29 protein-coding genes and 1 tRNA gene are annotated in these 25,513 nt (G+C 64.5%); 18 read left to right on the top strand and 12 right to left on the bottom strand.

Annotation, left to right across the window (positions count from 1 at the left end; translation table 11 throughout):
* The first annotated feature begins 95 nt into the window (after positions 1 to 95).
* Genes HZR81_RS07210 through HZR81_RS07185 form a run of 6 tightly spaced genes read left to right on the top strand, consistent with a single transcriptional unit; the run spans position 96 to position 6,833 of the window.
* On the top strand, positions 96 to 803 hold the full coding sequence (locus HZR81_RS07210; protein ID WP_063544641.1) for an RDD family protein: 708 nt from the start codon (positions 96 to 98) through the stop codon (positions 801 to 803).
* Positions 800 to 1,783 carry a stage II sporulation protein M gene (locus tag HZR81_RS07205; protein ID WP_500127694.1) on the top strand — a complete coding sequence of 328 codons (984 nt, stop codon included), beginning with the start codon at positions 800 to 802 and terminating at the stop codon, positions 1,781 to 1,783. The genes HZR81_RS07210 and HZR81_RS07205 overlap by 4 nt, the downstream gene beginning before the upstream one ends.
* Positions 1,770 to 3,323, top strand: a complete 1,554-nt coding sequence (locus tag HZR81_RS07200) for a DUF4129 domain-containing protein (RefSeq protein ID WP_500127693.1) — start codon at positions 1,770 to 1,772, stop codon at positions 3,321 to 3,323. The genes HZR81_RS07205 and HZR81_RS07200 overlap by 14 nt, the downstream gene beginning before the upstream one ends.
* Complete coding sequence (locus tag HZR81_RS07195; protein WP_500127692.1) at positions 3,320 to 4,495, top strand: DUF4350 domain-containing protein; 1,176 nt, start codon at positions 3,320 to 3,322, stop codon at positions 4,493 to 4,495. The genes HZR81_RS07200 and HZR81_RS07195 overlap by 4 nt, the downstream gene beginning before the upstream one ends.
* Positions 4,492 to 5,505 (top strand): AAA family ATPase, encoded by a 1,014-nt coding sequence (locus tag HZR81_RS07190; protein ID WP_500127691.1) that lies wholly within the window; start codon positions 4,492 to 4,494, stop codon positions 5,503 to 5,505. Before HZR81_RS07195 ends, HZR81_RS07190 begins: the two co-directional genes overlap by 4 nt.
* Positions 5,502 to 6,833, top strand: a complete 1,332-nt coding sequence (locus tag HZR81_RS07185; RefSeq protein ID WP_500127690.1) for a DUF58 domain-containing protein — start codon at positions 5,502 to 5,504, stop codon at positions 6,831 to 6,833. The genes HZR81_RS07190 and HZR81_RS07185 overlap by 4 nt, the downstream gene beginning before the upstream one ends.
* A 5-nt stretch (positions 6,834 to 6,838) precedes the next feature.
* Here the strand turns inward: HZR81_RS07185 and HZR81_RS07180 are convergent, their stop codons facing one another.
* Genes HZR81_RS07180 through HZR81_RS07170 form a run of 3 tightly spaced genes read right to left on the bottom strand, consistent with a single transcriptional unit; the run spans position 6,839 to position 8,142 of the window.
* Positions 6,839 to 7,267 (bottom strand): PilZ domain-containing protein, encoded by a 429-nt coding sequence (locus HZR81_RS07180; protein WP_500127726.1) that lies wholly within the window; start codon positions 7,265 to 7,267, stop codon positions 6,839 to 6,841.
* A gap of 44 nt (positions 7,268 to 7,311) precedes the next feature.
* Entirely contained in the window at positions 7,312 to 7,734 is a 423-nt protein-coding gene (locus HZR81_RS07175) for a DUF4124 domain-containing protein (protein WP_102840645.1), read from the bottom strand.
* 30 nt (positions 7,735 to 7,764) lie between these two features.
* The gene (locus HZR81_RS07170; RefSeq protein WP_253747612.1) at positions 7,765 to 8,142 is read right to left on the bottom strand and encodes a tetratricopeptide repeat protein; all 378 of its coding nucleotides are present in this window, start codon (positions 8,140 to 8,142) and stop codon (positions 7,765 to 7,767) included.
* 151 nt (positions 8,143 to 8,293) lie between these two features.
* Here HZR81_RS07170 and pyk point away from each other — a divergent pair, with 151 nt between their 5' ends.
* Positions 8,294 to 9,742 (top strand): pyruvate kinase, encoded by a 1,449-nt coding sequence (gene pyk, locus HZR81_RS07165; RefSeq protein ID WP_500127689.1) that lies wholly within the window; start codon positions 8,294 to 8,296, stop codon positions 9,740 to 9,742.
* A 51-nt stretch (positions 9,743 to 9,793) separates the two neighbouring features.
* Here pyk and HZR81_RS07160 read toward each other — a convergent pair whose 3' ends face one another.
* Together HZR81_RS07160 and HZR81_RS07155 are read right to left on the bottom strand one after the other, a co-directional pair.
* Positions 9,794 to 10,741 carry an iron-sulfur-binding ferredoxin reductase gene (locus tag HZR81_RS07160; protein ID WP_500127688.1) on the bottom strand — a complete coding sequence of 316 codons (948 nt, stop codon included), beginning with the start codon at positions 10,739 to 10,741 and terminating at the stop codon, positions 9,794 to 9,796.
* Entirely contained in the window at positions 10,734 to 11,864 is a 1,131-nt protein-coding gene (locus HZR81_RS07155) for a GGDEF domain-containing protein (protein WP_500127687.1), read from the bottom strand. Before HZR81_RS07155 ends, HZR81_RS07160 begins: the two co-directional genes overlap by 8 nt.
* A 195-nt stretch (positions 11,865 to 12,059) precedes the next feature.
* On the opposite strand from HZR81_RS07155, the gene HZR81_RS07150 reads away from it, so the two are divergent.
* A complete protein-coding gene (locus HZR81_RS07150; protein WP_253747604.1) occupies positions 12,060 to 13,583 on the top strand; it encodes a fumarate hydratase in 1,524 nt (507 codons plus the stop codon).
* A gap of 72 nt (positions 13,584 to 13,655) precedes the next feature.
* On the opposite strand, the gene HZR81_RS07145 is transcribed toward HZR81_RS07150, so the two are convergent.
* The 4 genes from HZR81_RS07145 to HZR81_RS07130 form a co-directional block, all read right to left on the bottom strand.
* Positions 13,656 to 13,877, bottom strand: a complete 222-nt coding sequence (locus tag HZR81_RS07145) for a VF530 family protein (protein WP_020306428.1) — start codon at positions 13,875 to 13,877, stop codon at positions 13,656 to 13,658.
* An 83-nt stretch (positions 13,878 to 13,960) separates the two neighbouring features.
* Positions 13,961 to 14,542 carry a DJ-1/PfpI family protein gene (locus tag HZR81_RS07140; RefSeq protein ID WP_014596005.1) on the bottom strand — a complete coding sequence of 194 codons (582 nt, stop codon included), beginning with the start codon at positions 14,540 to 14,542 and terminating at the stop codon, positions 13,961 to 13,963.
* 53 nt (positions 14,543 to 14,595) lie between these two features.
* Positions 14,596 to 15,753, bottom strand: a complete 1,158-nt coding sequence (locus HZR81_RS07135; RefSeq protein ID WP_500127725.1) for a phospholipase D-like domain-containing protein — start codon at positions 15,751 to 15,753, stop codon at positions 14,596 to 14,598.
* A gap of 260 nt (positions 15,754 to 16,013) precedes the next feature.
* The gene (locus tag HZR81_RS07130) at positions 16,014 to 16,907 is read right to left on the bottom strand and encodes an acyl-CoA dehydrogenase middle domain-containing protein (RefSeq protein ID WP_500127686.1); all 894 of its coding nucleotides are present in this window, start codon (positions 16,905 to 16,907) and stop codon (positions 16,014 to 16,016) included.
* Positions 16,908 to 17,073: 166 nt separating this feature from the next.
* Here HZR81_RS07130 and olsB point away from each other — a divergent pair, with 166 nt between their 5' ends.
* From olsB to HZR81_RS07115, 3 genes are read left to right on the top strand one after another with little or no spacing between them, the layout of a single operon-like run.
* Positions 17,074 to 17,817, top strand: a complete 744-nt coding sequence (olsB, locus tag HZR81_RS07125; RefSeq protein WP_048328673.1) for an L-ornithine N(alpha)-acyltransferase — start codon at positions 17,074 to 17,076, stop codon at positions 17,815 to 17,817.
* Entirely contained in the window at positions 17,818 to 18,591 is a 774-nt protein-coding gene (locus HZR81_RS07120) for a lysophospholipid acyltransferase family protein (protein WP_500127685.1), read from the top strand.
* Between the two features lie 39 nt (positions 18,592 to 18,630).
* A complete protein-coding gene (locus HZR81_RS07115) occupies positions 18,631 to 19,200 on the top strand; it encodes an acyl carrier protein phosphodiesterase (protein WP_500127684.1) in 570 nt (189 codons plus the stop codon).
* A gap of 12 nt (positions 19,201 to 19,212) precedes the next feature.
* On the opposite strand, the gene HZR81_RS07110 is transcribed toward HZR81_RS07115, so the two are convergent.
* Positions 19,213 to 19,989 carry a class II aldolase/adducin family protein gene (locus HZR81_RS07110; RefSeq protein ID WP_110777915.1) on the bottom strand — a complete coding sequence of 259 codons (777 nt, stop codon included), beginning with the start codon at positions 19,987 to 19,989 and terminating at the stop codon, positions 19,213 to 19,215.
* A gap of 105 nt (positions 19,990 to 20,094) precedes the next feature.
* Positions 20,095 to 20,547 carry a flavodoxin gene (locus HZR81_RS07105; RefSeq protein WP_102840636.1) on the bottom strand — a complete coding sequence of 151 codons (453 nt, stop codon included), beginning with the start codon at positions 20,545 to 20,547 and terminating at the stop codon, positions 20,095 to 20,097.
* A 205-nt stretch (positions 20,548 to 20,752) separates the two neighbouring features.
* Between HZR81_RS07105 and HZR81_RS07100 the strand changes: the two genes are divergently transcribed.
* From HZR81_RS07100 to HZR81_RS07070, 7 genes are all read left to right on the top strand, one after another.
* Complete coding sequence (locus HZR81_RS07100; RefSeq protein WP_063544601.1) at positions 20,753 to 21,379, top strand: hypothetical protein; 627 nt, start codon at positions 20,753 to 20,755, stop codon at positions 21,377 to 21,379.
* A gap of 67 nt (positions 21,380 to 21,446) precedes the next feature.
* Positions 21,447 to 22,151 carry a dihydromonapterin reductase gene (gene folM / locus HZR81_RS07095; RefSeq protein ID WP_063544599.1) on the top strand — a complete coding sequence of 235 codons (705 nt, stop codon included), beginning with the start codon at positions 21,447 to 21,449 and terminating at the stop codon, positions 22,149 to 22,151.
* 17 nt (positions 22,152 to 22,168) lie between these two features.
* Positions 22,169 to 22,543 (top strand): dihydroneopterin triphosphate 2'-epimerase, encoded by a 375-nt coding sequence (gene folX / locus HZR81_RS07090; RefSeq protein WP_003285881.1) that lies wholly within the window; start codon positions 22,169 to 22,171, stop codon positions 22,541 to 22,543.
* A gap of 76 nt (positions 22,544 to 22,619) precedes the next feature.
* Positions 22,620 to 22,913, top strand: a complete 294-nt coding sequence (locus tag HZR81_RS07085; RefSeq protein ID WP_063544771.1) for a DUF1244 domain-containing protein — start codon at positions 22,620 to 22,622, stop codon at positions 22,911 to 22,913.
* On the top strand, positions 22,910 to 23,248 hold the full coding sequence (locus HZR81_RS07080; protein ID WP_500127683.1) for a HopJ type III effector protein: 339 nt from the start codon (positions 22,910 to 22,912) through the stop codon (positions 23,246 to 23,248). Before HZR81_RS07085 ends, HZR81_RS07080 begins: the two co-directional genes overlap by 4 nt.
* Positions 23,249 to 23,461: 213 nt before the next feature.
* Entirely contained in the window at positions 23,462 to 24,217 is a 756-nt protein-coding gene (gene cysZ, locus HZR81_RS07075) for a sulfate transporter CysZ (RefSeq protein WP_500127682.1), read from the top strand.
* Positions 24,183 to 24,293, top strand: a tRNA-OTHER gene (locus tag HZR81_RS07070). The genes cysZ and HZR81_RS07070 overlap by 35 nt, the downstream gene beginning before the upstream one ends.
* A 99-nt stretch (positions 24,294 to 24,392) precedes the next feature.
* Here HZR81_RS07070 and HZR81_RS07065 read toward each other — a convergent pair.
* Positions 24,393 to 25,502, bottom strand: a complete 1,110-nt coding sequence (locus HZR81_RS07065; protein ID WP_500127681.1) for an NADH:flavin oxidoreductase — start codon at positions 25,500 to 25,502, stop codon at positions 24,393 to 24,395.
* Positions 25,503 to 25,513 lie beyond the last annotated feature (11 nt).

The raw sequence follows: 25,513 nt of genomic DNA, 5'->3' as shown, positions 1-25,513 counted from the left end.
GGCCATAATCGCGCCTCACGCACCGTCTCGTAGATTGCCGCCGGCACGCTTGGCGCATAGCATCGCCCTAGCCTGCACCTGGACGACCTTATCTCTTGCTCCCGACTCTCGCTCGATCACCGCTGCTGGACAATCGCCTGCGCGTGGAAACGCCAGAAGGCGTTGACCTGCTGTTGCGGCCTGCCGGCCTCGTTCCTCGCGCGCTGGCCTTCGCCGTGGATCTGGCGATTCGCGGCGCGATACTGCTCGCGCTGTTTATCAGCCTGGGCCTGCTGGGCAAGTTCGGGATGGGGCTCGGCGCGCTGCTGCTATTTCTGGTGCAGTGGTGGTACATGGTGCTCTTCGAGGTGCTGAACCAGGGGCGCACACCCGGCAAGCACTGGCTGGGCCTGCGCGTCGTGCACGACGACGGCACGCCGGTGGGCTGGGCCTCTTCGCTGACGCGCAATCTGTTGCGTTTCGTCGACCTGCTGCCGTTCGGCTATTTCCTCGGCGCTCTCAGCTGCCTCGGACATCCGGCGTTCAAGCGCCTTGGTGATATCGCAGCCGGCACGTTGGTCGTCTATCAGGAAAAGCCTGCCGAACGTCCTGCGCTTGCGCCGGCCGAACCGGTGGCGCCACCGGTCGGCCTCAGCCTTGACGAGCAACGTGCACTCATTTCCTTCGCCGAGCGCCAGGCCAGCCTGTCCCCGGACCGACGCCGCGAACTCGCCGCGATCCTCGCCGAGCCGCTCGCCACGACGCCTGAGGACGCCGAGCGAACTATCCAGGGAATTGCCCGCGCGCTGATGGGGGCAACGTGAAACAGGCCGAATTCGAACGTCAGCATCAGCAGCTTTGGCTGGCATTGACCACGCAGCTCGATCTGCTCGAACGGGGCCGGCCGCTGGACGAGCCTTCGCTGGACGCGTTCCCTTCCGCCTACCGTCGGCTTTGCCAGCATCTGGCGTTGGCCGAATCGCGTGGCTACAGCGGCCAGCTGATCGATCAGCTGCATCAGCTGGCCTTGCGTGGTCACCAGCAGCTCTACCGGCACCACAGTACCCTGCTTGGCCGGCTGCTGGGCTTCATCACTGGCGGCTTCGCCCGGTCGGCCCGCGAACAATGGCGTTACCTGCTGGCGGCCAGCCTGCTGTTCTACGGCAGCCTGCTCGGCATGGCTGCGCTGGTCTACGCCTTCCCTGATCTGGTCTACAGCATCCTGCCACCCGACCAGGTCGCGCAGATGGAGCAGATGTACGATCCGGACGCCAGCCGCTTGGGGCGCTTTGCCGAACGAGGTGCCGGCGACGATTGGCTGATGTTCGGCTACTACGTGATGAACAACATCGGCATCGCCTTCCAGACCTTCGCCAGTGGCCTGCTGTTCGGCCTTGGCACGCTGTTCTTCCTGCTGTTCAACGGCCTGACCATCGGCGCAGTGGCAGGCCACCTGAGCGGTATCGGCTATCACCTGCCGTTCTGGTCCTTCGTCATCGGCCACGGTGCATTCGAGCTGACCGCCATCACTCTCGCTGGCGCGGCGGGCCTGCAACTGGGCGTGGCGCTGCTGGCACCGGGTCGAATGACACGCGGCGATGCCCTGCGCCAGTCTGCCCGACAGGCTATCCGCCTGGTCGCTGGAGCTATCGTGCTCTTGCTGTTCGCTGCCTTCGTCGAGGCGTACTGGTCGTCCATGACGCTGAGTTCACCGACGATCAAGTTCATCGTCGGCGCATTGCTCTGGCTGCTCGTCGCCGCTTATTTCTCCTTCGCCGGACGCAGCCGTCATGCAGCTGACTGAAGCCAACGTCGCGATCCGCCCTCGCACCCCATGGGAAGCGATCGACCTCGGCACGCAGCTCGCCAGGCGCCATGCGCCGCTGTTGATGGCGGGCTGGGCCGCCGTCACGCTGCCTGTCTTCGCCGTGCTCAGCCTGCTGCTGTGGCAACACCCGAGCCTGGCACTGCTGCTGTTCTGGTGGCTGAAGCCGCTGTACGAACGACTGCCGCTGTTCATCCTTTCCAAGGCACTGTTCGGCGAAACACCCAGCCTCGGAGAGAGCCTGAAAGCGGTCCCCGGGCTGTGGCGCCCACAATGGTTCAGCAGCCTCACCTGGCGTCGGTTGAGCATGACGCGAAGCTTCGACCTGCCGGTTCAGCAACTCGAAGGGCTCGACGGCAACGCCCGCAGACAGCGACTGGTGACGCTCGGTCGACGCGGCGGGCGCGCCGCAAGCTGGCTGACCGTAGTCGGAGTGCATCTGGAGGGCGCCCTCTGGCTCGGCCTGCTGGGGCTGCTCTACCTCATGCTGCCCGCCCAGCTGGTGCAAAGCTGGAACTGGGAGGATCTGCTCGGACTCAGCGCGCAATGGCTCTGGCTGGAGCATCTATCCAACCTGCTCTATGCGCTGCTGTTGATCATCTGGGAACCGGTCTACGTTGCCTGCGGATTCAGCCTATACCTCAATCGCCGCACCCATCTGGAGGCGTGGGACATCGAGCTGACGTTTCGCAAGCTGCGCCAGCGCCTGCTCGGTACTCTGCCGCTGCTTGCGCTTGCCTGCAGTCTTTTGCTCGTCCCGGCCGAGCGCACCGCCTGGGCAGCTGCCGAAACCGCTACGGACAGCGCTTCGCCCGGCCCGGACAGCGGCAGGCTGCTCAATCAACCTCTGACCAGCGAGGCCTCGCGCCAGCGCATCGGCGAGCTGTTGGATCAGCCGCCCTTCCAGCACCGCGAAACGGTTACCCGCTGGCGTCTGGGCGATGCCGACCAGGCGGAAGAAACCGGCACGCTGGCACGCCTGATCGAAAACCTGCTGAAAGGCGGCTCCTTCTGGCGCAGCCTCGAACATCTGGCGCAGGTGCTGGAGGTGCTGCTGTGGAGCGCGCTGGCGATTCTGGTCGTGCTGCTGTGCTGGCGCTATCGCGACTGGCTGCGCACCTTCGCGGGCCGGAGTCGAATACCGACTCGAGCGCAGGACCCGAGCCCCACGCAGATGTTCGGCCTGGACGTCGCCCCGGAAAGCCTGCCGAGCGATGTCGCTGGCGAGGCTGAGCTACTCTGGAGCGAAAACCCCAGAGCCGCGCTCGCACTACTCTACCGCGGCCTGCTCAGCATCCTGCTGCATGAGTTCCGGCTGCCGCTCAAGACTGCGCACACGGAAGGCGAAGTACTGGCCGCCGTGCACCGACTGGCTCAGCCGCAGCTGGTGCGGTTCGCCGAGTGCGTCACTCAGCACTGGCAGCGCCAGGCCTATGGACATCAGGATGCGGACGAGACTGTACGCGACAGACTCTGCGCCGAGTGGCGAGCCCTGTTTTCGACGGCGAGGCCGAGATGAGCCGACTTGGTTCGCGCCTGCTGATCGCGGCCTTCGTGGTGCTCGTCGCGCTCGCGGCCAGCTGGCTGTTTGCCAAGCTGCAGCCCTATGAGGAGGTGGTCGAACACGGCCCGTCTCCTGAAGCACAGCGCAATGCTTATCTCGCCGCCGAACTGTTCCTGCGCTCTCTCGACCTGCAGGTGACTCAGCTCGAGAGTTCGGCGGGCCTCGAGACCCTGCCGAGCCGTGGTCAGACCCTGCTGTTACTCGGCGACCGGCGCAACCTGACGCCGCGACAAACCGATCGCTTGCTGGAGTGGGCCGCAGCTGGCGGTCACCTGGTCGTGGTCGCCGAGCGAATCTGGGATGAGCAGGCGGGCAAGAGCGGCGATCTGCTGCTCGACCGCCTGAACATCCAGCAGTACCAGGCCGAGGATCTGGACGACGAAAGCGCACGCGCTTCCGTCCAGGGTACGGCCGACGATCATCCTCAGCTGACCAAGCTCTATCTGGAAAACGAGACTGCGCCGGCCTACCTGGCCTTCGATACCGACTATCACCTGTACGACGCCGACAATCGCGCCCACGCCTGGGCCAACAGCGCCGGCGCCACCCACATGCTGCAGCTGCAACATGGCGATGGGCTGATCACCGCACTGACCGACAGCTGGCTCTGGCAGAACCGCAACATCGGCAAGTACGACCATGCCTGGCTGCTCTGGTACCTGACCCAGGACAGCGCAGTGACGCTGGTGCACCGCAGCGAGCATGACGGATTGTTCACGCAGTTGCGCCGCTACTTCCCGGAGCTGCTGGTCATTCTCGGCCTGCTCATCCTGCTCGGGGCCTGGCACGTCGGCCAGCGCTTCGGCCCGCTGCAACCGCCGGCCAATAACGCCCGCCGCCAGCTGCAGGAGCACCTGCGCGGTACGGCAGAATTCCTGCTTCGTCACGGTCGCCAACATGGCCTGCTGCAGCGCCTGCAGCACGACATCCGGCGCAGAGCCAATCTTCACCATCCCGGCTTTGACCGGCTTACCGAGCCTGCACAGCGCTCCGTGCTCGCGCGCCTCAGCAACATGCCGGTCGCCAGCATCGAGGCGGCCATGCAACCACGGCCTGCGCAACGGATGTCAGCGGTTGAATTCACCCGGCAGGTGACCCACCTGCAAACCCTCAGGAATGCGCTATGAGCGAATACACCCCCGAATCCAGCAGTCCCGCCTCGAACAGCAATCCAAGCAGCCAGCGCATGCGAGCCAGTCAGCTGGCCCAGGCCCTGCGCGATGAACTGCACAAGGCGGTGATCGGCCAGAACGAGGTCATCGACGGTGTGCTGACCGCCTTGATCGCTGGTGGCCATGTACTGATCGAGGGCGTGCCCGGCTTGGGCAAGACGCTGTTGGTACGCGCTCTGGCGCACTGCTTCGGTGGCGGATTCTCGCGCATTCAGTTCACGCCAGACCTGATGCCCAGCGACATCACTGGCCACGCCGTGTACGACCTGCAAAGCGAGCAGTTCAAGCTGCGCAAGGGGCCGGTGTTCGCCCATCTGCTGCTGGCAGACGAAATCAACCGCGCGCCCGCCAAGACCCAGGCAGCATTGCTCGAGGTGATGCAGGAGCGTCAGGTGACCCTCGAAGGCAAGGCGCTGGCCGTACCCCAACCCTTCCTGGTCATGGCCACGGAGAACCCCATCGAGCAGGAAGGCACCTACCCGTTGCCCGAAGCCGAACTCGACCGCTTCATGCTGATGTTGCGCATGGACTATCCGCAGGCCGAGGAAGAACTGGAGCTGGTGCGTCAGGTCACCCGTTCGGCACGTGCCGACATGCTCGATGTCAGCGCCCTGCGCCAGCTGGTACAACCGCGCGATGTGCTGGCACTGCAGAAAATCGCCAGTGAGCTGCCACTGGACGATCAGGTACTGGACTATGCCGTACGCCTGGTGCGCAGTACCCGCAGCTGGCCGGGACTGACACTGGGGGCCGGGCCGCGCGCATCGATCGCACTGGTTCGCGGCGCCCGCGCACGGGCGCTGCTGCGCGGCGGCGAGTTCGTGACGCCGGACGACGTCAAGGCCTGTGCAACGGCCGTGCTGCGCCATCGCGTACGACTCTCCGCCGAGCTGGACATCGAGGGAGTCGCCGTCGATCAGGTTCTGCAGCAGCTGCTCGACCAGGTGGCGGCACCGCGCGCATGACACCGTCTCGCCGTCTCCTCGCTGCGCTGGGCGCATTGGCGCTGCTGGCTTTGCCGCTTGGCGTCTGCGCCGCGCTCGATGTAGCGCTGGCCGACAGCTGGCACAGCGCATGGTGGGGGGCTTTGCTGGCTCTCTTCGGGTTTGCTTTGTTCGATGCCCTCGCCCTGCGGCGTTTGCCCGTTCCGGCCGTACAACGGCAGCTGGCGGGCAATCTGCCGCTCGGACACTGGAGCGACGTGCAGCTGGTGGTTCGCAACCACCACACCCGCGCGCTGCAGATCGAGCTGTTCGATCATGTCCCGAATGGCATGCGTTTCGAACAGCTGCCACAAGGGCTGCGCCTGCCACCAGGGCAGCACTGCCTGCTGCACTACCGCCTTCGCCCGCTTCAGCGCGGCCATTTTCAGTTCGAGCGCTGCGATATCCGGCTGACCAGCCCTTTGTGTCTTTGGCGCCGCCGCCATCGCGTGGAGCGGGTCGACGAGACGCGGGTCTATCCTGACTTCGCCCAGCTGCAGGGCGCCGGCATGCAGGCCATCGACCTCTGGCTGAACCGCCTTGGTGTACGCCCGCAACCTCGCCGCGGCCTGGGGCTGGAGTTTCACCAATTGCGCGAGTTTCGCGAGGGCGACACGCTGCGCCAGATCGACTGGAAGGCCACTGCCCGCACCCGGACGCCGATCGCCCGCGAATACCAGGACGAACGCGACCAGCAGATCATGCTGATGCTCGACTGCGGCCGCCGGATGCGCAGCCAGGATGACGAGCTGACCCATTTCGACCACGCGCTCAATGCCAGCCTGCTGCTGGCCTATGCCGCCCTGCGTCAGGGCGATGCCGTCGGGCTCTGCACCTTTGCCAGCGACAGCCCCCGGCACATCGCGCCAGCCAAGGGCCAGCAGCAGCTACGGGTGCTGCTCAACGCGGTCTACGATCTGCAGGCCACTCAGCGCCCCGCCGACTACAGCGAGGCGGTAGAGCGGCTGCTTTCCCGCCAGCAACGGCGGGCACTGGTCATCGTGCTGAGCAATCTGCGTGATGAGGATGACGCCGGCCTGCATGCAGCGCTGACACGCCTGTCGCGCCGACATCAGGTGCTGATGGTGAGCCTCAGGGAGGAGATATTGGACCGGCTTCGCCTGCGCCCGGTACAGACCCTTGAAGATGCCCTGGACTACTGCGGCGCGCAGGACTACCTGTGTATCCGCGAGAGTCTGCACAAGCGCCTGCATGCCCGCGGAGTGCCTGTACTCGATGCACGCCCCGGCGATCTGGGGCCGGAGCTGGTCGGGCGCTACCTGGCCTGGAAGAAAGCCGGATCGCTGTGACCGCGCTACAAGCCGTGACAGCAATCCTTGTCCGTAAAGCGGTTGGACGAAGGGCTCGGATGATGCGCCATGGGTACGTGCGGCATCGGAAGAAAACTGAAGTAATGGTGCAAGGCCAGGATCATGTCGCGGATTTCGATCGGTGGCTCGATCAGCGAAAAGCCGGTGTCGTAGCTGCCCGGCGTGACATCCTCGTGGCTCCAGAGACTGAGCGCACTGAAATCCACATGACGCAGCTGCCCGGCCTTCCCGGGAATCTTCAGGCGCATTTCGAAACGCACGCCGAGCATCATCGGATAGGGGCTGATCAGCATGAGCCCGCCTTCGGACAGATTGCCGATGAAACCCAAGGGCCTGTCGGTGAAACGGTTGAATACGTTGAGGTAGTACGGCAACTGTTGCCGCTGAATACGACGCTGGTTCGCCATGTTCATGTCGTCGAAGCCTTCTACCTTAGCCTTGTGCGAGTCCTTTCGGCTCAGCTGCATACCTGGCTGATTCGCGCCGCCAGGTGCTGTCGAGCCGCCTCTAGTTCACTGTCACTGTAGTAGACGCGCTCTCCGGCTGCATCGTTACGGAAAAAGCGTCCGCCGAGCTGCAGCTGCGATAAACGGTTGCGCAAGCTCTGACATTCCTGCTCCTGCGCCGCCCGAGTCTGGCTGGCCTGCTCTCGTGCCGCCTGCTGTTCCTGCCGGCGCGCATCGAAGAAGCGCTCGCTGCGCGCTTCGCGCTCACGGGTCTGATCGTCGCGCTCGACAACCTGTGGCCGCACCTCGATCTGCTCGGCTCCGGCAGCAGGTCGCTGGCCGAAGTGGACACGCCCCTCGGCGTCCGTCCAACGGTAGATCTGCGCTGATGCAAGGGTCGGCAACAGCAGGGTAATCAGCAATAGAGTTCGCATGGTCCCTCACATGAACAGTTCGCTACGGCATCAAGGTTTCGCCGGGTGAATTGCCGGCTGCGCCTCGGCATCATAGTGGCCAAGCTGTCGCAGCGTCTCCAGTCGGGCGCGGGCACGATAGGCATATTCGCTCGCTGGGAAGCGCTCGATGATGAAGCGGTAGGTTTGCGCGGCATCGACGAACAGGCTCTGGCGCTCCAGGCATTGGCCGCGCAACAGCGAAATCTCCGGCTGCACCTGGCTATGCGGCTTGCTGCTACGCTCGGCCTGCGACAGTGACTGCATCACCCGCTCGCAATTGTCCGCTTCGTAATGCCGGTATGCCTCATCCAGATGGCGATCAGACGCATGACGGGCGCTGCAGCCAACGGTGAGCAGGGTCAGAAAAAGGATCATCAGGGTGCGCATGGGGTTCCTCCGTTTTGCCGCTGTATCGACCGCGCCGGAAAAACCTGCAGACAGCCCGTCAAATGCGCCGAAAGAGTAGTGGCTGGCGAGCGATGACTACAACGGACGAGCATAGTAGCCTCGCTGCCACCCAGAAAAAGGAGCCATTTGAATGATTCAGCGTCGCACCAAGATCGTCGCCACCCTGGGCCCGGCCAGCAGCTCACCGGAGGTGCTGGAAAAGATGATCATCGCCGGGCTGGATGTCGCCCGTCTGAACTTCTCACACGGCAGCCCCGACGAGCACCGTGCCCGGGCCGAACTGGTCCGCGAGATCGCCGCCCGTCATGGCCGTTTTGTCGCACTGCTGGGCGACTTGCAGGGCCCGAAGATCCGCATCGCCAAGTTCACCGACAAGCGCATCGAGCTGAAGGAAGGTGACCAGTTCCGCTTCTCCGTCACCCACCCGCGCGACGCCGGCACCCAGGAAGTGGTCGGCATCGATTACCCGGATCTGGTCAAGGATTGCGGTGTTGGCGACGAGCTGCTGCTGGACGACGGGCGCGTGGTAATGCGCGTGGACAACGCCACGGCCGATGAACTGCACTGCACCGTGCTGATCGGCGGCCCGCTGTCGGACAACAAGGGGATCAACCGTCGTGGCGGCGGTCTGACCGCGCCGGCGCTGACCGCCAAGGACAAGACCGACATCAAACTGGCCGCCGACCTCAAGCTGGACTACCTGGCGGTTTCCTTCCCGCGCGATGCCGCCGACATGGACCTGGCGCGCCGCCTGCGCGACGAAGCCGGCTCCAGCGCCTGGCTGATCGCCAAGATCGAACGAGCCGAAGCCGTGGCCGATGACGAGGCGCTGGACGGCCTGATCCGCGCCAGCGACGGTGTAATGGTGGCGCGCGGCGATCTCGGCGTGGAAATCGGCGATGCCGAGCTGGTGGGTATCCAGAAAAAGATCATTCTGCACGCGCGCCGTCACAACAAGGTGGTGATCACCGCGACCCAGATGATGGAGTCGATGATTCACAGCCCGATGCCGACCCGCGCCGAGGTATCCGATGTAGCCAACGCAGTACTCGACTACACCGACGCGGTGATGCTCTCGGCGGAAAGCGCCGCTGGCGAATACCCGATCGAAGCGATCAAGGCCATGGCGCGCGTCTGCTGCGGTGCGGAAAAGCACCCGACCAGCACCAAGTCCGGTCACCGCCTCGGCCAGCAGTTCGAGCGCTGCGACGAAAGCGCGGCGCTGGCGGCGATGTACACCGCCAACCACTTCCCCGGCGTCAAGGCGATCATTGCGCTGACCGAAAGTGGCTACACGCCGTTGATCATGTCGCGCATCCGCTCCTCGGTGCCGATCTTCGCCTTCTCGCCGCATCGCGAGACCCAAGCGCGCGTCGCCCTGTTCCGCGGCGTGCAGACCGTGCCGTTCGACCCGGCCGCGCTGCCGGCAGACAAGGTCAGCCAGATGGCCGTGGAGGAACTGCTCAAGCGCAACATCGTGCAGCCGGGCGACTGGGTGATCCTGACCAAGGGCGACAGCTACCACGACAGCACCGGCGGCACCAACACCATGAAGATCCTGCGCGTCGGCGATCAGTAATCGCTCCAGCGCAGCAGTAGAAAGGCCGGCATTTGCCGGCCTTTCTGTTTTTCAGGGAACGTCGCCCCGATTGGCCCTGATGAAGGCATCACCGAATATCTGTCCGCGCGGCAGGCCGGCGAGGTACAGGCGCCTGGCACAGGCCTCGACGAACGACGGACTGCCACAGACCAGCGCGACATCCCGGCGCGAAGTGGGCCGCAGCGTATCCAACATACGGTCTCGCCCATCCGCCCCAATCCATTCCAGCTGCAGGTTGTCATGCGTCTGCGCGAGTGCCTGCAGCGGCTCCTTCAGGTAATGCCCGTCGCGACAGGTATGCAGCAACCTGATCGGGCCCCGGTGGCCTTGGCGCAGGCTCTCGCGCAGCAGGCCCCAGAGAGGTCCGAGGCCGGTTCCGGCCGCCAGCAACAGCAACGGCCGCTCGGCCCACTCCCGTTCGTAGTGCAGAGCGCCCCCGTGCAATTCACCCAGCCGCAGCACGTCGCCGGGACGCAGCTGCCGCGCGAAGTCAGAGAAAGCGCCGGGCCGGCTGCAGTCGATATGAAACTCCAGCCACGGGTCATCGTCGGGAAGACTGGCGAGCGAATACGGCCGAGCCACGCCCGTAGCCGTCCATAGCAGCAAGTGCTGACCGGCTCGATAGCGCAGCTGCCGCTCCGGCAGCACACGCAGGCGCAGCACGCTGCTGCCCAGCCATTCCAGGCTTTCCACGCGCGCCGCCAACCCATCGCGGCGGGGATCGAAGACCTCCAGGCTCAGATCGCCTTCGACCCGGCACTGGCATGCGAGCCGCCAGCCGGCATGACGTTGCTCGGGACGCAACAGGTCCGGCTGCAGGTCATGCGGCTCGCCCTCAAGACAGCGCACCAGGCAGGCGTGACAGCTTCCGGCCCGGCAACCGGAGGGTACCGGCACGCCGCCCTGGATCAGGGCATCGAGCAGGTTGCTTGCAGTTGCCACCTGCCAACGCCTCCCGGCACAGCAGAGTTCAGGCATTGCAGACATCCCACGCCGCCTCGCAGCGGTTACGCCCGGCGCGCTTGGCGCGGTAGAGCGCCTCGTCGGCACGTTGCAGCGCGGCATCCAGGTTATCCCCGGCATTCAGCAGGGTCAGCCCGATGGACAGGCTGAGATGTCCCGACGCGATGTCGGCATCCTCCGGCTCGGCATTGGCGAACGCTTCGCGCAAGCGCTCGCAGCAGGCGCGGAACTGCTCGGCGTCGGTTTCCGGCAGCAACAGCACGAACTCCTCGCCGCCGTAACGGGCCAGCACGTCGTCATCACGCAGACAGGTCCGCGCCACCTTGGCGAACGTCTGCAGCACGCGATCACCTGTGGCGTGGCCGTGGATATCGTTGATTCGTTTGAAGTGGTCGAGGTCGATCAAGGCCAGCCCGGACTGGTGCCCCCTGCGCAAGCGGCTCAGGTCGCCTTCGGCAATCCGCAGGAAGCGGCGACGGTTGTAGAGGCCGGTCAGCTCGTCGGTGGAGGCCAGATCCTCCAGTTGCCGCATCATGCCGCGCAGGGTGTCCTGATGCGCCTGCAGGGCGAATCGCCTTTGCCGCATGCGCTGCCGCAGGCGGTACACATGCCCCGTGAGCAGGCACATCCAGATCAGCGTGACCAGCAGCACGCAGGCCTGCAACAGAAACACCGTGGCATCCACCGTCCGCTGCAGGTAGTAGTCCATTGCGGCAAGCCCGATGAAGCTGAGAAAAGCCAACGTCGCGTAGCGAACGAAAACCTTCGGCGGCAGGAACACGGCGAACATCAGGACCAACAGATACAGCACCAGAAGCGAACCGCGGGCGCTGCCCAGGTTGAACAGGAAGTAAGTCAGCCACACCAGCGCGACCAGTACCTGAGGCTCCGTCAGGCTGGGGTCCTTGAAGCGCAGATTGATGTCGCGATAAAAAAGCCAGAAGAACGCCAGTTGACTCAGCACGATCAGCGCCGAATGCACGACCGCACTGGAAATGGTCGCCTGGTAGAAGCCGCCCGCCACCGCGACCCATGTCAGCAGCAGCGCAAGTCCATAAGTCACCGAAGCCATCGCGAAGCGCCGCGTCACCAACTGCTGCAGCGTCCGCTCATCGGTCTCGTCACGTACCGGGCTCATAGGGATCCATCCCACTGTGGCAATTTGCCGCACTCTACGCCTACCGAAAACAAAAACCTAGCCGGCATTCCCATCGCTCCTGGTCCGTCCGTGTACCGCGCAGCCCGACGCGTTATACTGCCGCGCATTTTTTCGCGGCGCGTCGACTGCCACTCCCGACGCGCCTCTTACCGCCCCGCCATGAGGACGCGCTGCATGACCGTGATCAAGCAAGACGACCTGATTCAAAGCGTCGCCGACGCTTTGCAGTTCATTTCTTACTACCATCCCGTGGATTTCATTCAGGCAATGCACGAAGCCTACCTGCGTGAAGAATCCCCGGCCGCGCGCGACGCCATGGCGCAGATCCTGATCAACTCGCGCATGTGCGCCACCGGTCATCGTCCGATTTGCCAGGACACCGGCATCGTCACCGTCTTCATCCGCGTCGGCATGGACGTGCGCTGGGACGGCGCCACCATGAGCGTCGACGACATGATCAACGAGGGCGTACGCCGCGCCTACAACCTGCCGGAAAACGTCCTGCGTGCTTCGATCCTGGCCGACCCGGCAGGTTCCCGCAAGAACACCAAGGACAATACCCCGGCCGTCATCCATTACTCCATCGTCCCGGGTGACAAAGTAGAGGTGGATGTGGCCGCCAAGGGCGGTGGCTCGGAGAACAAGTCGAAGATGGCCATGCTCAACCCGTCCGACTCCATCGTCGACTGGGTCCTGAAGACCGTTCCGACCATGGGCGCCGGCTGGTGCCCGCCGGGCATGCTCGGCATCGGCATCGGCGGCACCGCGGAGAAGGCCGCGGTGATGGCCAAGGAAGTGCTGATGGAATCCATCGACATCCATGAGCTGAAAGCCCGTGGCCCGCAGAACCGCATCGAAGAGCTGCGTCTGGAGCTGTTCGAGAAGGTCAACCAGCTGGGCATCGGCGCCCAGGGCCTGGGCGGCCTGACCACCGTGCTCGACGTCAAGATCATGGATTACCCGACCCATGCCGCATCCTTGCCGGTATGCATGATCCCCAACTGCGCCGCCACCCGTCATGCGCACTTCGTACTCGACGGCTCCGGCCCGGCCAGCCTGGAAGCGCCGTCGCTGGACGCCTACCCGGAAATCGTCTGGGAAGCCGGCCCGAGCGCACGCCGCGTCAACCTCGACAGCATCACCCCGGAAGAGGTGCAGAGCTGGAAGCCGGGCGAGACCATCCTGCTCAACGGCAAGATGCTCACCGGTCGCGACGCCGCGCACAAGCGCATGGTCGACATGCTGAACAAGGGCGAAGAGCTGCCGGTAGACCTCAAGGGCCGCTTCATCTATTACGTCGGCCCGGTCGATCCGGTCGGTGACGAAGTGGTTGGCCCGGCTGGCCCGACCACCGCGACGCGCATGGACAAGTTCACCCGTCAGATTCTCGAGAGCACTGGCCTCTTGGGCATGATCGGCAAGTCCGAGCGCGGCCCGATCGCCATCGAGGCGATCAAGGACAACAAGGCCGTCTACCTGATGGCCGTTGGCGGCGCCGCCTATCTGGTGGCGCAGGCGATCAAGAAGTCCAAGGTGCTGGCGTTCGCCGAACTGGGCATGGAAGCGATCTACGAGTTCGAAGTGAAGGACATGCCGGTCACCGTTGCGGTGGACACCAACGGCGAGTCGGTGCACATCACGGGACCTGCGATCTGGCAGAAGAAGATCGCCGACAGCCTGGCGGTCGAAGTGCAGTAATCGCCCCAGTGGAAAATGAAAAGCCCGGCCTCAGTGCCGGGCTTTTTCGTTGTCAGCTTCAGACCGGATCGATCAGCCGCGGCGGTGCAACTGGACGAACAGCGCTTCCACCTTCTGCCGCGCCCAGGGCGTCTTGCGCAGGAATTTCAGGCTCGACTTAATGCTCGGCTCGCTCTTGAAGCAGCGGATGTCGACGCGCTGGGCCAAGCCGTCCCAGCCGTAGTGGGCGTGCAGCTCGGTGAGTATGGCTTCCAGGGTGACGCCATGAAGGGGATCGTTGGGAGTTGCAGACACGGATGGCGCTCTTGCTAAAGCGGCACGAGCCGCGGGGTGGTCATGCGTGCCGCCGGCAAATGCGGGACGGCACGCAGCGCATCCTACAGCTTTATCTCGGTGCCGAGCAGCTTGAGAAAGCCGGCCAGCCAGGCCGGATGCGCCGGCCAGGCCGGGGCGCTGACCAGATTGCCTTCGGTGTGCGCCTGGTCCACCGGGATATCGACGTAGTCGCCGCCGGCCAGCTTCACCTCCGGTGCGCAGGCTGGGTAGGCGCTGCACGCGCGGCCCTTCAACACACCGGCAGCGGCCAGCAGCTGTGCGCCATGACAGACGGCGGCGATCGGCTTGCCGGCTTCGTCGAAGGCCCGTACCAGCGCCAGCACCTGCTCGTTCAGACGCAGATACTCCGGCGCGCGGCCGCCAGGAATCACCAGCGCGTCATAGTCCTCGGCACGCACCGCGGTGAAATCGAAGTTCAGCGCAAAGTTGTGGCCCGGCTTCTCGCTGTAGGTCTGGTCGCCCTCGAAATCATGGATCGCGGTGCGTACGGTGTCGCCGGCCTTCTTGTCCGGGCACACCGCATGCACGCGATGGCCGACCATCTGCAGTGCCTGGAACGGCACCATGGTTTCGTAATCCTCGGCGTAATCACCCACCAGCATCAAAATGTTCTTTGCTGCCATTGCATCGTCCTCTTTCGCGCGGGTTTGGAGCATCGCTCCGGTACGCAACGGCCTCAGCCATTGCGGTTGAAAATGTTCACCAGCAGGCGGTCCATTGCGCCCCACATGCGCTGATAGAGCCGCACGTGCAGCGGCCTGGCGTACCAGCCGGCCAGGTCGATCTCCTTGCTGTGCTGGAAGTCACGCTCGAAACTCTGCTGGACCTGCGCACTGAAGGCGGCATCGATGGCTTCGAGATTGGCCTCCAGATTCCAGCGCAGATTCCAGTAGTCGAAGTTGCACGAGCCGACGCTGACCCAGTCATCGACCAGCACCATTTTCAGGTGCGAGAAGTGTGGCTGATATTCGTAGATCCGCACGCCGGCACGCAGCAGGCGTGGGTAGAAGCGCTGACCGGCATAGCGCACCGGTGGATGATCGGTGTTGCGACTGGTGAGCAGAAGGCGCACGTCGACGCCACGGCGTGCCGCCCGGATCAGCGCGCGACGCACCTTGCCGGTGGGCAGGAAATAGGGCGTCGCCAGCCAGATACGATTCTGCGCGCGGCGCAGGTTGCGCAGCAGGCTGAGCAGGATATCGCGGTGTTGACGCGCCGCGGCATAGGCGACGCGGCCCAGGCCCAGTCCTTCGGGCACATGCGGAATGCGCGGTGCGCGGCTCGGCAGCGGCAACTGCCAGATCCGTCGCTTCAGGCAGTGCACCCATTGGCTGTCGAACAGCGCCTGCCAGTCCTGCAACAGCGGGCCGAACATCTCGACCATCACCTCGTGCCAGTGCACCGCAGGCTTGCGCGGGTTCCAGAAATCATCGGTGATGCCGGTGCCGCCGACGAAGCCGACGCAGCCGTCCACCAGCAACAGCTTGCGATGATCGCGGTGCAGATTGCGCAGCTTCAGGCGCAGCGACAGCGGGTTGTACAGCCGCAGCTCGACTCCGGCCGCGGTCATCCTATCGCGATTGGCCTGGCTCATCTTCAGGCAACCGAAGCCGTCGAACAGACAGCGCACACGTACGCCCCGCTCCGCCGCGCGCAGCAGCGGCTCGAGCATGCGTTCCAGACAATAGCCGTCCTCCACCAGATAGAGCTCGAGATCGATGCGCCGCTCGGCGCGCTCGATCGCTTCGATCATGGCGGGAAAGAACTGCGGCCCGTCGACCAGCAGACGGAAGCGGTTGTCGCTGCGCCAGGGGAATACCGCACCAGCCAGCATCACCTGGGAACACCCGGGTTGAACGCGCCAGCAGTCCAGCGAAACGACTTGGCAGACCAACAACGATACGACATGAAATCCCTTTTTCCGGCGGGCATCCCGAAGCAAAACGGAAGTGCTACATCGATCCGCGCAAGACGGACGCAGCGCGGTAGCTTACCCGCCCGTCTCGGCAAGGCAATGGCCGGCATCACCGACGCCGGCGCAATGCGGTGACTCCTATAGGCTCGCACCGAGCGGGCAGAGTTCCCGAATTGGACTTACCCCAGCCCGAGCGCGCTACAGGCCTGTTCCAGGCGTCGTGCCTGGGCACCGCGTGCAAGCGTCAGGACAGCTCGATCGCGTTGCCACAGCGCGGCGCAATGCCCTCCCGCATGCGTCATGGCCGAATCCAAATCGGGTTGCAGCGCAGCGAACTGCTCGAGCTGTGCAGCCAGCAAAAGATGCGTGGCGGGCTCTTTAGCCGGCAAGCGGGCCACTTCCGCAGCGCCGCCGAGAATCGCTAGCAGACGAAGCTGCAGGCCAAGCGGCCACCGCTCGCGCAGTGCCATGCCATAAAGCCAGGCGCTCAGCGCTGCCAGCACGTGCAGATCCTCATGGGTACGGAAGGGTTTGACGTAGTCGCTCCAGCCATCACCAGCCAGCCGCGTTGCCGGCGCACCATCGAGCTGCAGACGGGCGTGCGGGATGTCAGGCACGATCGGCAGGCTCGGCCCCTGCTTCAGCACCACGCTCGCAGCGGCTGGTTCGACGAAGAACAGACCGAGGCATGGTGCCTCGTCGACGCTCTCCTCACGGGCCGACACCAGCAACCACTGCACCGCATCGCCGGCCGTGACGAAGTCCTTGCTGCCGTTCAGCTGCGCGCCGTCCCAGCGCGTGGACATGTCCGCCGGCCGCAATGTGCGTCGCTCGGTGGTGCACAGCGCTCCCAGCCCTGCCGGCGCGTCGGCCCACAGCGCACGCAACGCCGCCTGATAACCGGCAAGAAAGGCCAGCCCCGGCGTCGCCGCCAGGCGCCCGCCGAGTACCGCCAGCCCCAGCGAATCTGCGTCGCCAGCCGCGCCGCACAGCGCTTCATACCAGCCACGTAGCCCGGCGCTTGCCGCGACGGGCTGCAGCGGCCCGATCAATCCTGCCCAAGACATGCTCATCTCCAAGGTTTCACGCCGTCATCCAACCATCATCCGTTCGTCACAGCGGCGACATGCCTGGTCCCTAGCCTGATCCAGCCAGACCAGGCGAGCCCAACGATAACAACCAGACGCTCGCGATGCATCGCCAACCCGCCACTGCCACGGCGGACAAGGAGACAGAGCAATGAATGCCATCGTCGACCGCAGCACACGCCAGCTTCAAGCCGAACGCCTGCAAGGCGCAGAGGCCCTGCGCGAAGCCCAGGCCCTGCGCTACCGCGTATTCAGCAGCGAGTTCGAAGCTCGGCTGCAGGGCGCCGAACTGGGCCTGGACATGGACGATTTCGATAGCCACTGCCGGCATATCGGCGTGCGTGACCTGGCCAGCGGCGAACTGGTCGCCACCACCCGCCTGCTGGATCACCTTACCGCTCGCCAGCTGGGCCGCTTCTACAGCGAAGGCGAGTTCGCCCTGCATGGCCTGGCCCAGCTGGACGAGCCGGTACTGGAGATCGGCCGCACCTGCGTGGCGCCGGCCTATCGCAACGGCGCGACCATCGCCGTGCTCTGGAGCGAGCTGGCCGAGGAGCTCAATCGGGGCGGTTACCGCTACCTGATGGGCTGCGCCAGCATCCCTATGCGCGACGGCGGCATCCAGGCCCACGCCATCATGCAGCGACTGCGCGACAGCCACCTCAGCACCGAGCTGCTGCATGCCGAGCCACGTACACCCCTGCCCGCGCAAGAGCTGCCGGACAACGTTACCGCCCAGCTGCCGCCGCTGCTCAAGGCTTACATGCGCCTGGGCGCGAAGATCTGCGGCGAGCCCTGCTGGGATCAGGAATTCCAGGTGGCCGACGTGTTCATCCTGCTCAAGCGCGAGGAGCTCTGCCCGCGCTATGCGCGCCACTTCAAGGCAGCGGTATAGATGCCGCGCCTGCGCCGGTACTGGCGCCTGCTGCGGATCGCCGGGGTGGTGCTGAGCGGTCTGATCGTGGCCGGTGCACTGGGTATTGCCGAACGCTGTGCGATACCCGTCTCGGCCCTGCGTAAGCAGCGGCTGACCCAGTGGTTCCTCACCCGGCTGGCGGCCGCCCTGCCCTTTCGCCTACGCGTCACGGGCGAGCTACCAACTCAGCCGATGCTGTGGGTCGCCAATCATGTCTCCTGGTGCGATATCCCGCTGCTGGGCATGCTCGCACCGCTATCATTTCTGGCCAAAGCCGAGGTCCGTGCCTGGCCGGCCCTCGGCTGGCTCGCTCAGGCCGCCGGCACGCTGTTCATCCGCCGCGGCGGCGGCGACGCGGCGCTGGTCAATCGGCAACTGGCCACGCAGCTGGTACAGGGGCGCCATCTATTGATCTTCCCCGAAGGCACCTCGACCGATGGCACCGACGTGCGAACCTTCCACCCCAGGCTGTTCGGCTGCGCGCTCGAGGCCGGCTGTGCCGTCCAGCCGGTCGCCATTCGCTATTGGCGCAACGGCAAGCCCGACACCGTCGCCCCCTTCGTCGGCGACGACGAATTGCCCGCCCATCTGCGCCGCTTGCTGACGAGTGATATCTGCGACGTGGAAATCCAGCTGTTGCCGCCGATCGATGTGATGGTGCTCGATCGCAAGGCCGTTGCGATGAACGCGCAGCAAGCGATCGCCAACGCGCTGCTAGTCGAGCCCCGCGCGGAGATCAGCAAGGCCGCCTGAGGCGTACGGAAAAACAGGTGGCTGCGCTAAGCTTCGCCCATGAACTATCTTGCACACCTTCACCTCGGTGGCCCGCGGCCGGGCGACCTGCTCGGTAGCCTCTACGGCGACTTCGTCAAGGGGCCGCTACAAGGTCGCTGGCCGGCCGAGATCGAAGCCGGCATCCGCCTGCATCGCCAGATCGACGCCTTCACCGACAGTCATCCGCTGGTGCTGCAGGCCAAAAGCCGCTTTCCCAACGAACGGCGCCGCTACGCCGGCATCCTGGTCGATCTGTTTTTCGATCATTGCCTGGCGGCCAACTGGGCGGACTACTCCACAGAACCGCTGGAGCGCTTCACCCAGCGCGTCTACGGCGTGCTGGCCGCCGAACCCGAACTGCCAGGCAAGCTCGCGGTGATCGCGCCGCACATGGCGGCGCACGACTGGCTGGGCAGTTATCGCGAATTCAATGTGCTTGAGCGGGTACTGGCCAACATGAGCCGGCGCCTGAGCCGACCGGATGGCCTCGCCGGCGGGCTGGCCGAGCTGGAGCAGCTATACGAGCCGCTGCTCCAGGACTTCCGTGACTTCTATCCAGCCCTTCAGCATTTCGCCCGAACGGCCTGAGCCGCTGCTGCCTCAGGCACCGTAGCCGGGGCTTTGCATATCCAGCTTGCGCAATAGGGCCGGCCAGGCCAGCGCACCACCCATGCCCGAGCGGGAACGGGTCACCCCGGCGGCCATGGCCTTGGCGCCGGCCAGGATCTGCTCCGGAATGGCGATCAGTTCGCTGCCACCGGATTGCGCCATGACCTGAATTTCGCAGGCGCGCTGGAAGATGAACATCATCAGAAAGGTGTCGGCGATGCTGCCACCGCAGGTCATCAGGCCGTGGTTGTGCAACAGCATGAAGCCGGTCTCGCCCAGATCGGCCTGCAGCCGCGCCTTTTCGTCGTGGTTCAGCGCAACGCCCTCGTAACCGTGCGTCGACAGGCTGGCCAGTACGAATAGCGATTGCTGGCTGATGGGCAGCAGGCCCTGGCGCTGTGCCGACACCGCGACCCCGGCGGAGGTATGGGTATGCATCACGCAGGCGACGTCGTGGCGTACCTCATGCACCGCACTGTGGATGGTATAGCCGGCGGGATTGATCTCGTACGGACTGTCCATCACCTTGTTGCCGGCCAGGTCGACCTTGACCAGGCTCGAAGCGGTGATTTCGTGGAACATCAACCCGTACGGGTTGATCAGGAAGTGCTCGGTGTCGGGAATCTTCGCCGAGATATGGGTAAAGATCAGGTCATCCCAGCCGTGCAGCGCCACCAGGCGGTAGCAGGCGGCGAGATCGACCCGCGCCTGCCATTCGGCGGGGCTGACCTGGGACTGAAGCGAAGGCAGGCTGTGCAGCGCAGTCATCGATGGCACCTCTTGTTATTGTCATGAAGGTGCCATCGATTCTAGCCAGCCGCCGACAGCGCGGCAGTTGCCTTTGCAGCCAGGCCGCTGACCCGGCGAGCCAGGTCAGCCACGCAGGGCCGCGGCGAACGCCTCCAGCCAGGGCTCGGCATCGCTTTCCGGGGTGACCGTCTCGCTGGCATCGAGACGCAGCATCTCCACCACCTCCCGCACGCCCAGCTCGGCGTACAGCTCGCGAATCAATTCGCCACCGCCACAAAAGGTATCGCCGTAGCTGGCATCACCCAGCGCAATGACACCACCGGGCAGGCCGCTCCAGGCTGGGAACTGGTCCCGAATGGCTGAATACAACGGAATGAAGCTGTCCGGCAGTTCACCCATACCAGTGGTCGAGGTTACGACCAGCAAGGCGTCGGGCGCGAAGTCGATGATCTGCTGCAGCTGGGCACGAGGGTCGTGCCAGGTTTCGAAGCCAGCGGCCTTGAGCTGGTGTTCGGCGTGGCGAGCGACATCTTCGGCAGTGCCGTAGACGCTTGCGGAAAGAATGGCGACTTTCATGTGCAGCTCCGAGACGAATCAAGCCGCGCATTATGCCGCATTCGCCGTCCGCGAGCGGCGCTGGCACGAGCGGCATGCCCATCGCTGAAGTTGAACTAAAATGAAAAACGCCAGTCATAGCGCCGATTGCCACAATGCAGCCAGCTGCTGCACCCGCATGCAGCGACGCTGGACGGGAGAGGCATTGCCCTCCGAGGTTATCCGCATGGCGGAACAGACGATTCTCAGCAAAGACGAACTGACCTTCATCCGCAAGTTGATGCAACGCAATGGCGAGGCCAGTGGCGAACGCCCGACAGGCTTCCGGATCGACGGTGGTACGCACTCCAACGAGCTGCTCATGCAACTGGCGGCCCGTGCCAACCTGTCGTTGCAAGCCGAGTTCGAAGATTTCTGCATGTCGTTTCCCGTGCAGCTCGAGGAGGACGAGCTTCACAGCCTCAATCTGCAGCTGGCGCCTCCGGTGATCTACGAACGCGGCCCGACGACGCGCGCCTGGCGTCTGCACCTGGACGAACCGCTACCCTTGCTGGAGAACGACGGTGGCAAAAGCTCGCTCAGCGTGCATGAGCTTTCTCCCCACGGCCTGCTGGTGGAGTCCGGCAAACATCGTAGGCCACCCAAGCATTTTCACCTGCGCCTGGCCCTGCCGGACGACGCACCGTTGGAAATCGATGCCCATCGCGTACGCGAGCTGACCGGAGGACTGGCCGCCTACGAGGTGGAATTCCCACAGGAACGGGACGCTGAGCGCATCCGCTCGTTCCTCTATCGTCAGCACCAGCGGCTACACCCCCGCCTGCAGCCTGAGCCGCCGACCGATCTGGTGTAAGCTGCCACGCCTGTAGCGGCCGCTGGCAAAGACCAGCGGCCCATTCATGATCCGGCAGTGGACTCTCATGCATCAGGCACCGATTCTAATCACCGGAGCCAGCCAGCGAATCGGCCTGCATTGCGCCGAGCGGCTGCTGGATGACGGCTTCCCGATCATCGTCACCTATCGTCGCGAGCGCGACAGCATCGCACGCCTGCGGGCCCGCGGTGCGCTGGCGCTGCAGGCGGACTTCAGCACCGAAGCCGGCATCCATGACTTCATTGCAGCCATCCGGCAACAGATCTCCAGCCTGCGGGCCATCATCCACAACGCCTCCGAGTGGCGCGCGGATACCCCGGGGCAGGAAGCCGAGGCGTTTCGCCAGCTGTTCCAGGTGCATATGCTCGCGCCCTATCTGATCAACCTGCACTGCGCCGAGCTGCTGCGCCATGGCGGCCCAGCGGATATCGTGCACATCGGTGATGACGTCACCCGCAAGGGCAGCAAGAAGCACATCGCCTACGCTGCGAGCAAGGCTGGTCTGGACAACTTGACACTTTCCTTCGCCGCCAGCCTGGCGCCGCAGATCAAGGTCAACGGCATTGCACCGGCGCTGATCCAGTTCAATCCGGACGACGACGAGGACTATCGGCGCAAGGCGCTGGCCAAGTCCGCACTGGGCATCGAGCCCGGCGCCGAGGTGATCTACCAGAGCCTGCGCTATCTGCTCGACAACCCCTACGTCACCGGCACCACACTGACCGTCAATGGCGGTCGCCATCTGATCTGACACGACAAGGAGACGACATGCCCAGACTGGAACCCGCGATGGCGCGCATCCGCGTCAAGGACCTACGGCTGCGCACCTACATCGGCATCAAGGAAGAAGAAATCCTCAATCGCCAGGACGTGCTGATCAACCTGACCATGCTCTACCCTGCCGCCGAAGCGGTACGCGAGAACGATATCGAGCAGGCACTGAACTACCGCACCATCACCAAGGCGATCATCCAGCACGTCGAGGACAACCGATTCGCCCTGCTGGAGCGGCTGACCCAGGAGATCCTCGATCTGGTGATGCGTTATCCGCAGGTCCGTTACGCCGAAGTCGAGGTCGACAAACCTCACGCGCTGCGCTTCGCCGAGTCGGTATCGATCACCCTGGCAGCCCATCGGGATTGACCCTGCGCAAGGCTGGTTCGCTCAACGACGCGAGGTTATGATCCGGCCGACCTCAGCCAACGCCGAGACCCGAGAGATGAACGAGCAAGAACGCACCGAACTGGAAGCTGCCGCTTTCCGCCGCCTGGTCCAGCACCTGCGCACCCGCCCCGACGTCCAGAACATCGAACTGATGAACCTGGCTGGCTTCTGCCGCAACTGCCTGTCGAAGTGGTACAAGGCCGCCGCGGACGACCTGGAAGTCGAAGTGAGCATCGACCAGGCCCGCGAAGAGGTATACGGCATGCCTTACAGTGAATGGAAAAAACGTTATCAGAAGGAAGCGAGCGCCGAGCAGCAGGCCGCTTTCGACAAGGCACAGAAACCATGAACGACCTCAAGGACTTCCGCGCCAGCCTGCGCAATCGCAACCACGCGTTCAGTGAAACGCTCGCCTTTATCGAGGCCGCCTACGACTACCAGCCCACTCGTTTCGTCAACGGAGCCATCGAGAACGCTGCTGGCGAGAACGAAGGTTCCTGCAAGACACTTGGTCTGGCGGTACTGGAAGGTTTCAGCACCGAAGAGGCCTTGCTCGCATTCGGCGAACACTACCAGGCGGTGCTGGCCAACCCGAACGGCAGCGACCACCGCAACATTCGCGCTCTGTTGGAAACCGGGTTGCCAGGCGTGCGCTTCGACAGCGTGCCGCTCAAGCGCAAGTAGACGCCGTGCGTTGCGAGCCGGTTCGCCCGACTCGACTGAAATAAAAAGGGTCATCCAAGCACTTGGGGAAGGCTTAAGGAGCGGATGACCCGAAAAGCGATGGGCGCCACCTTACCCATCACGCAGCGCTGCGGATAATTCAGTTTTCGCATCTCGCCCATAGTCATGGGCTATCCCGCCTTCCCGTCGCGACAACGCCTCACAGGAGATGCCATGCCCATATCCGCTCTTTCCGGCCCGCAGTACCTGCGCGAAGGCCTGCGGCTGATGCTCAGCCCGGGGCTGCGGCTGTTCGTGATCCTGCCGCTGACGGTCAACGTGCTGCTGTTCTTCGGCCTGATCTGGCTGGCCGTGGGCCAGTTCAGCGGCTGGGTCGACACCTTCATGCCGAGTCTGCCGAGCTGGTTGGCCTTTCTCGAATATCTACTCTGGCCGCTGTTCGTTGCACTGGTGGTGCTGATGGTGTTCTTCACCTTCACCATGCTGGCCAACATCATCGCCGCGCCGTTCAACGGCTTTCTCGCTGAAAAGGTCGAGGTGGTGGTACGCGGGGAAGATGCCGCCCCGCCGTTCAGCTGGACCGAGTTGATCGCCATGCTACCGCGCACCATCGGTCGTGAACTGCGCAAACTGGCCTACTTCGCACCGCGCGCGCTGGCCCTGCTGGTGCTCTCGTTCGTCCCGGTGCTGAACCTCGCAGCCGCACCGTTATGGCTGCTGTTCGGCGTGTGGATGATGACGGTGCAGTACATCGACTATCCGGCGGACAACAACAAGCTGAGCTGGGCGGACATGATGACCTGGCTGCGCCAGCGGCGCTGGCAGAGCCTGAGTTTTGGCGCGGTGACCTATGCGGCGTTGCTGGTGCCGGTGCTGAACCTGCTGATCATGCCCGCTGCGGTGGCGGGGGCGACGCTGTTCTGGGTGCGGGAAGGCGGGCCGAATCGACAGTTGGACCGACCCACATAGACGTCAGGCGTCGCGCTCGGCGGTCACGGTTCTAGCGCCGCAAGGTGTGAGAGTTCGAGTCTCTCCGTCCGCACCACGTCACCATGCTGACAGCTCAGCACGAAGGCCTGGCTAGACCGGATGCTGCCGGGTAAGGGGAAATCGGCAGCCAGATCGCCCTGGCTGCCGCCCTCACTCACGCCAGCGTCTTCAACGCCTCCCGACTGAATGGCAGAATCTCTTCCATCCGCCCCTCGCGAACCTTTACCGCCCATTCCGGATCGCAGATCAGGGCACGCCCGACGGCCACCAGATCGAACTCGGCCTTGTTCAGCCGCTCCAGCAATCCCTCGATGTTGGCCGGCTGCGCCACCTTGTCGGTCTTGACCATGAACTGCAGGAATTCGCCATCCAGGCCGACGCTACCCACGGTGATGGTCGGCTTGCCGGTCAGCTGGCGGGTCCAGCCGGCCAGGTTGAGCTCGGAGCCTTCGAACTCCGGCTCCCAGAAACGCCGCGTCGAGCAATGGAAGATGTCCACGCCGGCCGCCGACAAAGGTGCCAGGAACTCGCCGAGTTCTTCGGGCGACTGAACCAGGCGTGCCGTGTAGTCCTGCTGCTTCCACTGCGAGAAGCGGAAGATGATCGGGAAATCGGGGCCGACCGCTGCACGTACGGCCTGTACCAGCTCGATGGCGAAGCGCGAGCGGTTGGCCAGGCTGCCGCCGTACTCATCGGAACGCTGGTTGCTGCCTTCCCAGAAGAACTGGTCGATCAGATAGCCGTGAGCACCGTGAATCTCGACGCCGTCCATGCCGATCGCCTGCGCATCGCGGGCAGCCTGGGCGAAGGCCTCGATCACATCCTGAATGTCCTGCTTGGTCATGCCATGCACGACGACCTGCCCGTCCTTCTGCTTTTCCATCGGCCCATAACCCGGCACTTCCGGCTCCGGCTCGGTGCCCTTGCGGCGCACGTTGCCTACGTGCCAGAGCTGCGGGACGATCTTGCCGCCAGCGGCATGCACCGCTTCGACCACGTCCTTCCAGCCAGCCAGAGCATCCTCACCGTAGAAGCGCGGCACATGGGGATAGCCGTTCGCCGCGGCATGACCGACCGTGGTGCCTTCGGTGATGATCAGCCCGACCCCGGAGGCGGCACGCCGGCGGTAGTACTCCACCACGTCGGCAGTGGGCACGCCGTTGGGTGAGAACGAACGGGTCATCGGCGCCATGACCACACGGGTCGGCAAACGAAGGGCGCCCAATTCGAAGGGCTCAAACAGGGCTTGTACGCTAGCGGTCATCGATACGACTC

Source organism: Pseudomonas sp. LM13, from assembly GCF_041381355.1.
Lineage (GTDB): Bacteria > Pseudomonadota > Gammaproteobacteria > Pseudomonadales > Pseudomonadaceae > Stutzerimonas > Stutzerimonas frequens.
This window is presented reverse-complemented; position numbering and strand designations above follow the sequence as displayed.

Excerpts from the sequence above, each read along its gene's own strand:
- HZR81_RS07155 (WP_500127687.1), bottom strand. The coding sequence starts at position 11,864 with ATGAGCCCGGTACGTGACGAGACCGATGAGCGGACGCTGCAGCAGTTG.
- HZR81_RS07180 (WP_500127726.1), bottom strand. The coding sequence starts at position 7,267 with ATGAACATGGCGAACCAGCGTCGTATTCAGCGGCAACAGTTGCCGTAC.
- HZR81_RS07115 (WP_500127684.1), top strand. The coding sequence starts at position 18,631 with ATGAACTATCTTGCACACCTTCACCTCGGTGGCCCGCGGCCGGGCGAC.
- HZR81_RS07080 (WP_500127683.1), top strand. The coding sequence starts at position 22,910 with ATGAACGACCTCAAGGACTTCCGCGCCAGCCTGCGCAATCGCAACCAC.
- HZR81_RS07200 (WP_500127693.1), top strand. The coding sequence starts at position 1,770 with ATGCAGCTGACTGAAGCCAACGTCGCGATCCGCCCTCGCACCCCATGG.
- olsB (WP_048328673.1), top strand. The coding sequence starts at position 17,074 with ATGAATGCCATCGTCGACCGCAGCACACGCCAGCTTCAAGCCGAACGC.
- HZR81_RS07190 (WP_500127691.1), top strand. The coding sequence starts at position 4,492 with ATGAGCGAATACACCCCCGAATCCAGCAGTCCCGCCTCGAACAGCAAT.
- HZR81_RS07140 (WP_014596005.1), bottom strand. The coding sequence starts at position 14,542 with ATGGCAGCAAAGAACATTTTGATGCTGGTGGGTGATTACGCCGAGGAT.
- cysZ (WP_500127682.1), top strand. The coding sequence starts at position 23,462 with ATGCCCATATCCGCTCTTTCCGGCCCGCAGTACCTGCGCGAAGGCCTG.
- HZR81_RS07130 (WP_500127686.1), bottom strand. The coding sequence starts at position 16,907 with ATGAGCATGTCTTGGGCAGGATTGATCGGGCCGCTGCAGCCCGTCGCG.
- HZR81_RS07120 (WP_500127685.1), top strand. The coding sequence starts at position 17,818 with ATGCCGCGCCTGCGCCGGTACTGGCGCCTGCTGCGGATCGCCGGGGTG.
- HZR81_RS07195 (WP_500127692.1), top strand. The coding sequence starts at position 3,320 with ATGAGCCGACTTGGTTCGCGCCTGCTGATCGCGGCCTTCGTGGTGCTC.
- pyk (WP_500127689.1), top strand. The coding sequence starts at position 8,294 with ATGATTCAGCGTCGCACCAAGATCGTCGCCACCCTGGGCCCGGCCAGC.
- HZR81_RS07150 (WP_253747604.1), top strand. The coding sequence starts at position 12,060 with ATGACCGTGATCAAGCAAGACGACCTGATTCAAAGCGTCGCCGACGCT.
- HZR81_RS07100 (WP_063544601.1), top strand. The coding sequence starts at position 20,753 with ATGGCGGAACAGACGATTCTCAGCAAAGACGAACTGACCTTCATCCGC.
- HZR81_RS07135 (WP_500127725.1), bottom strand. The coding sequence starts at position 15,753 with ATGCTGGCTGGTGCGGTATTCCCCTGGCGCAGCGACAACCGCTTCCGT.
- HZR81_RS07065 (WP_500127681.1), bottom strand. The coding sequence starts at position 25,502 with ATGACCGCTAGCGTACAAGCCCTGTTTGAGCCCTTCGAATTGGGCGCC.
- HZR81_RS07085 (WP_063544771.1), top strand. The coding sequence starts at position 22,620 with ATGAACGAGCAAGAACGCACCGAACTGGAAGCTGCCGCTTTCCGCCGC.
- HZR81_RS07160 (WP_500127688.1), bottom strand. The coding sequence starts at position 10,741 with ATGCCTGAACTCTGCTGTGCCGGGAGGCGTTGGCAGGTGGCAACTGCA.
- HZR81_RS07105 (WP_102840636.1), bottom strand. The coding sequence starts at position 20,547 with ATGAAAGTCGCCATTCTTTCCGCAAGCGTCTACGGCACTGCCGAAGAT.
- HZR81_RS07170 (WP_253747612.1), bottom strand. The coding sequence starts at position 8,142 with ATGCGCACCCTGATGATCCTTTTTCTGACCCTGCTCACCGTTGGCTGC.
- folX (WP_003285881.1), top strand. The coding sequence starts at position 22,169 with ATGCCCAGACTGGAACCCGCGATGGCGCGCATCCGCGTCAAGGACCTA.
- HZR81_RS07185 (WP_500127690.1), top strand. The coding sequence starts at position 5,502 with ATGACACCGTCTCGCCGTCTCCTCGCTGCGCTGGGCGCATTGGCGCTG.
- folM (WP_063544599.1), top strand. The coding sequence starts at position 21,447 with ATGCATCAGGCACCGATTCTAATCACCGGAGCCAGCCAGCGAATCGGC.
- HZR81_RS07175 (WP_102840645.1), bottom strand. The coding sequence starts at position 7,734 with ATGCGAACTCTATTGCTGATTACCCTGCTGTTGCCGACCCTTGCATCA.
- HZR81_RS07110 (WP_110777915.1), bottom strand. The coding sequence starts at position 19,989 with ATGACTGCGCTGCACAGCCTGCCTTCGCTTCAGTCCCAGGTCAGCCCC.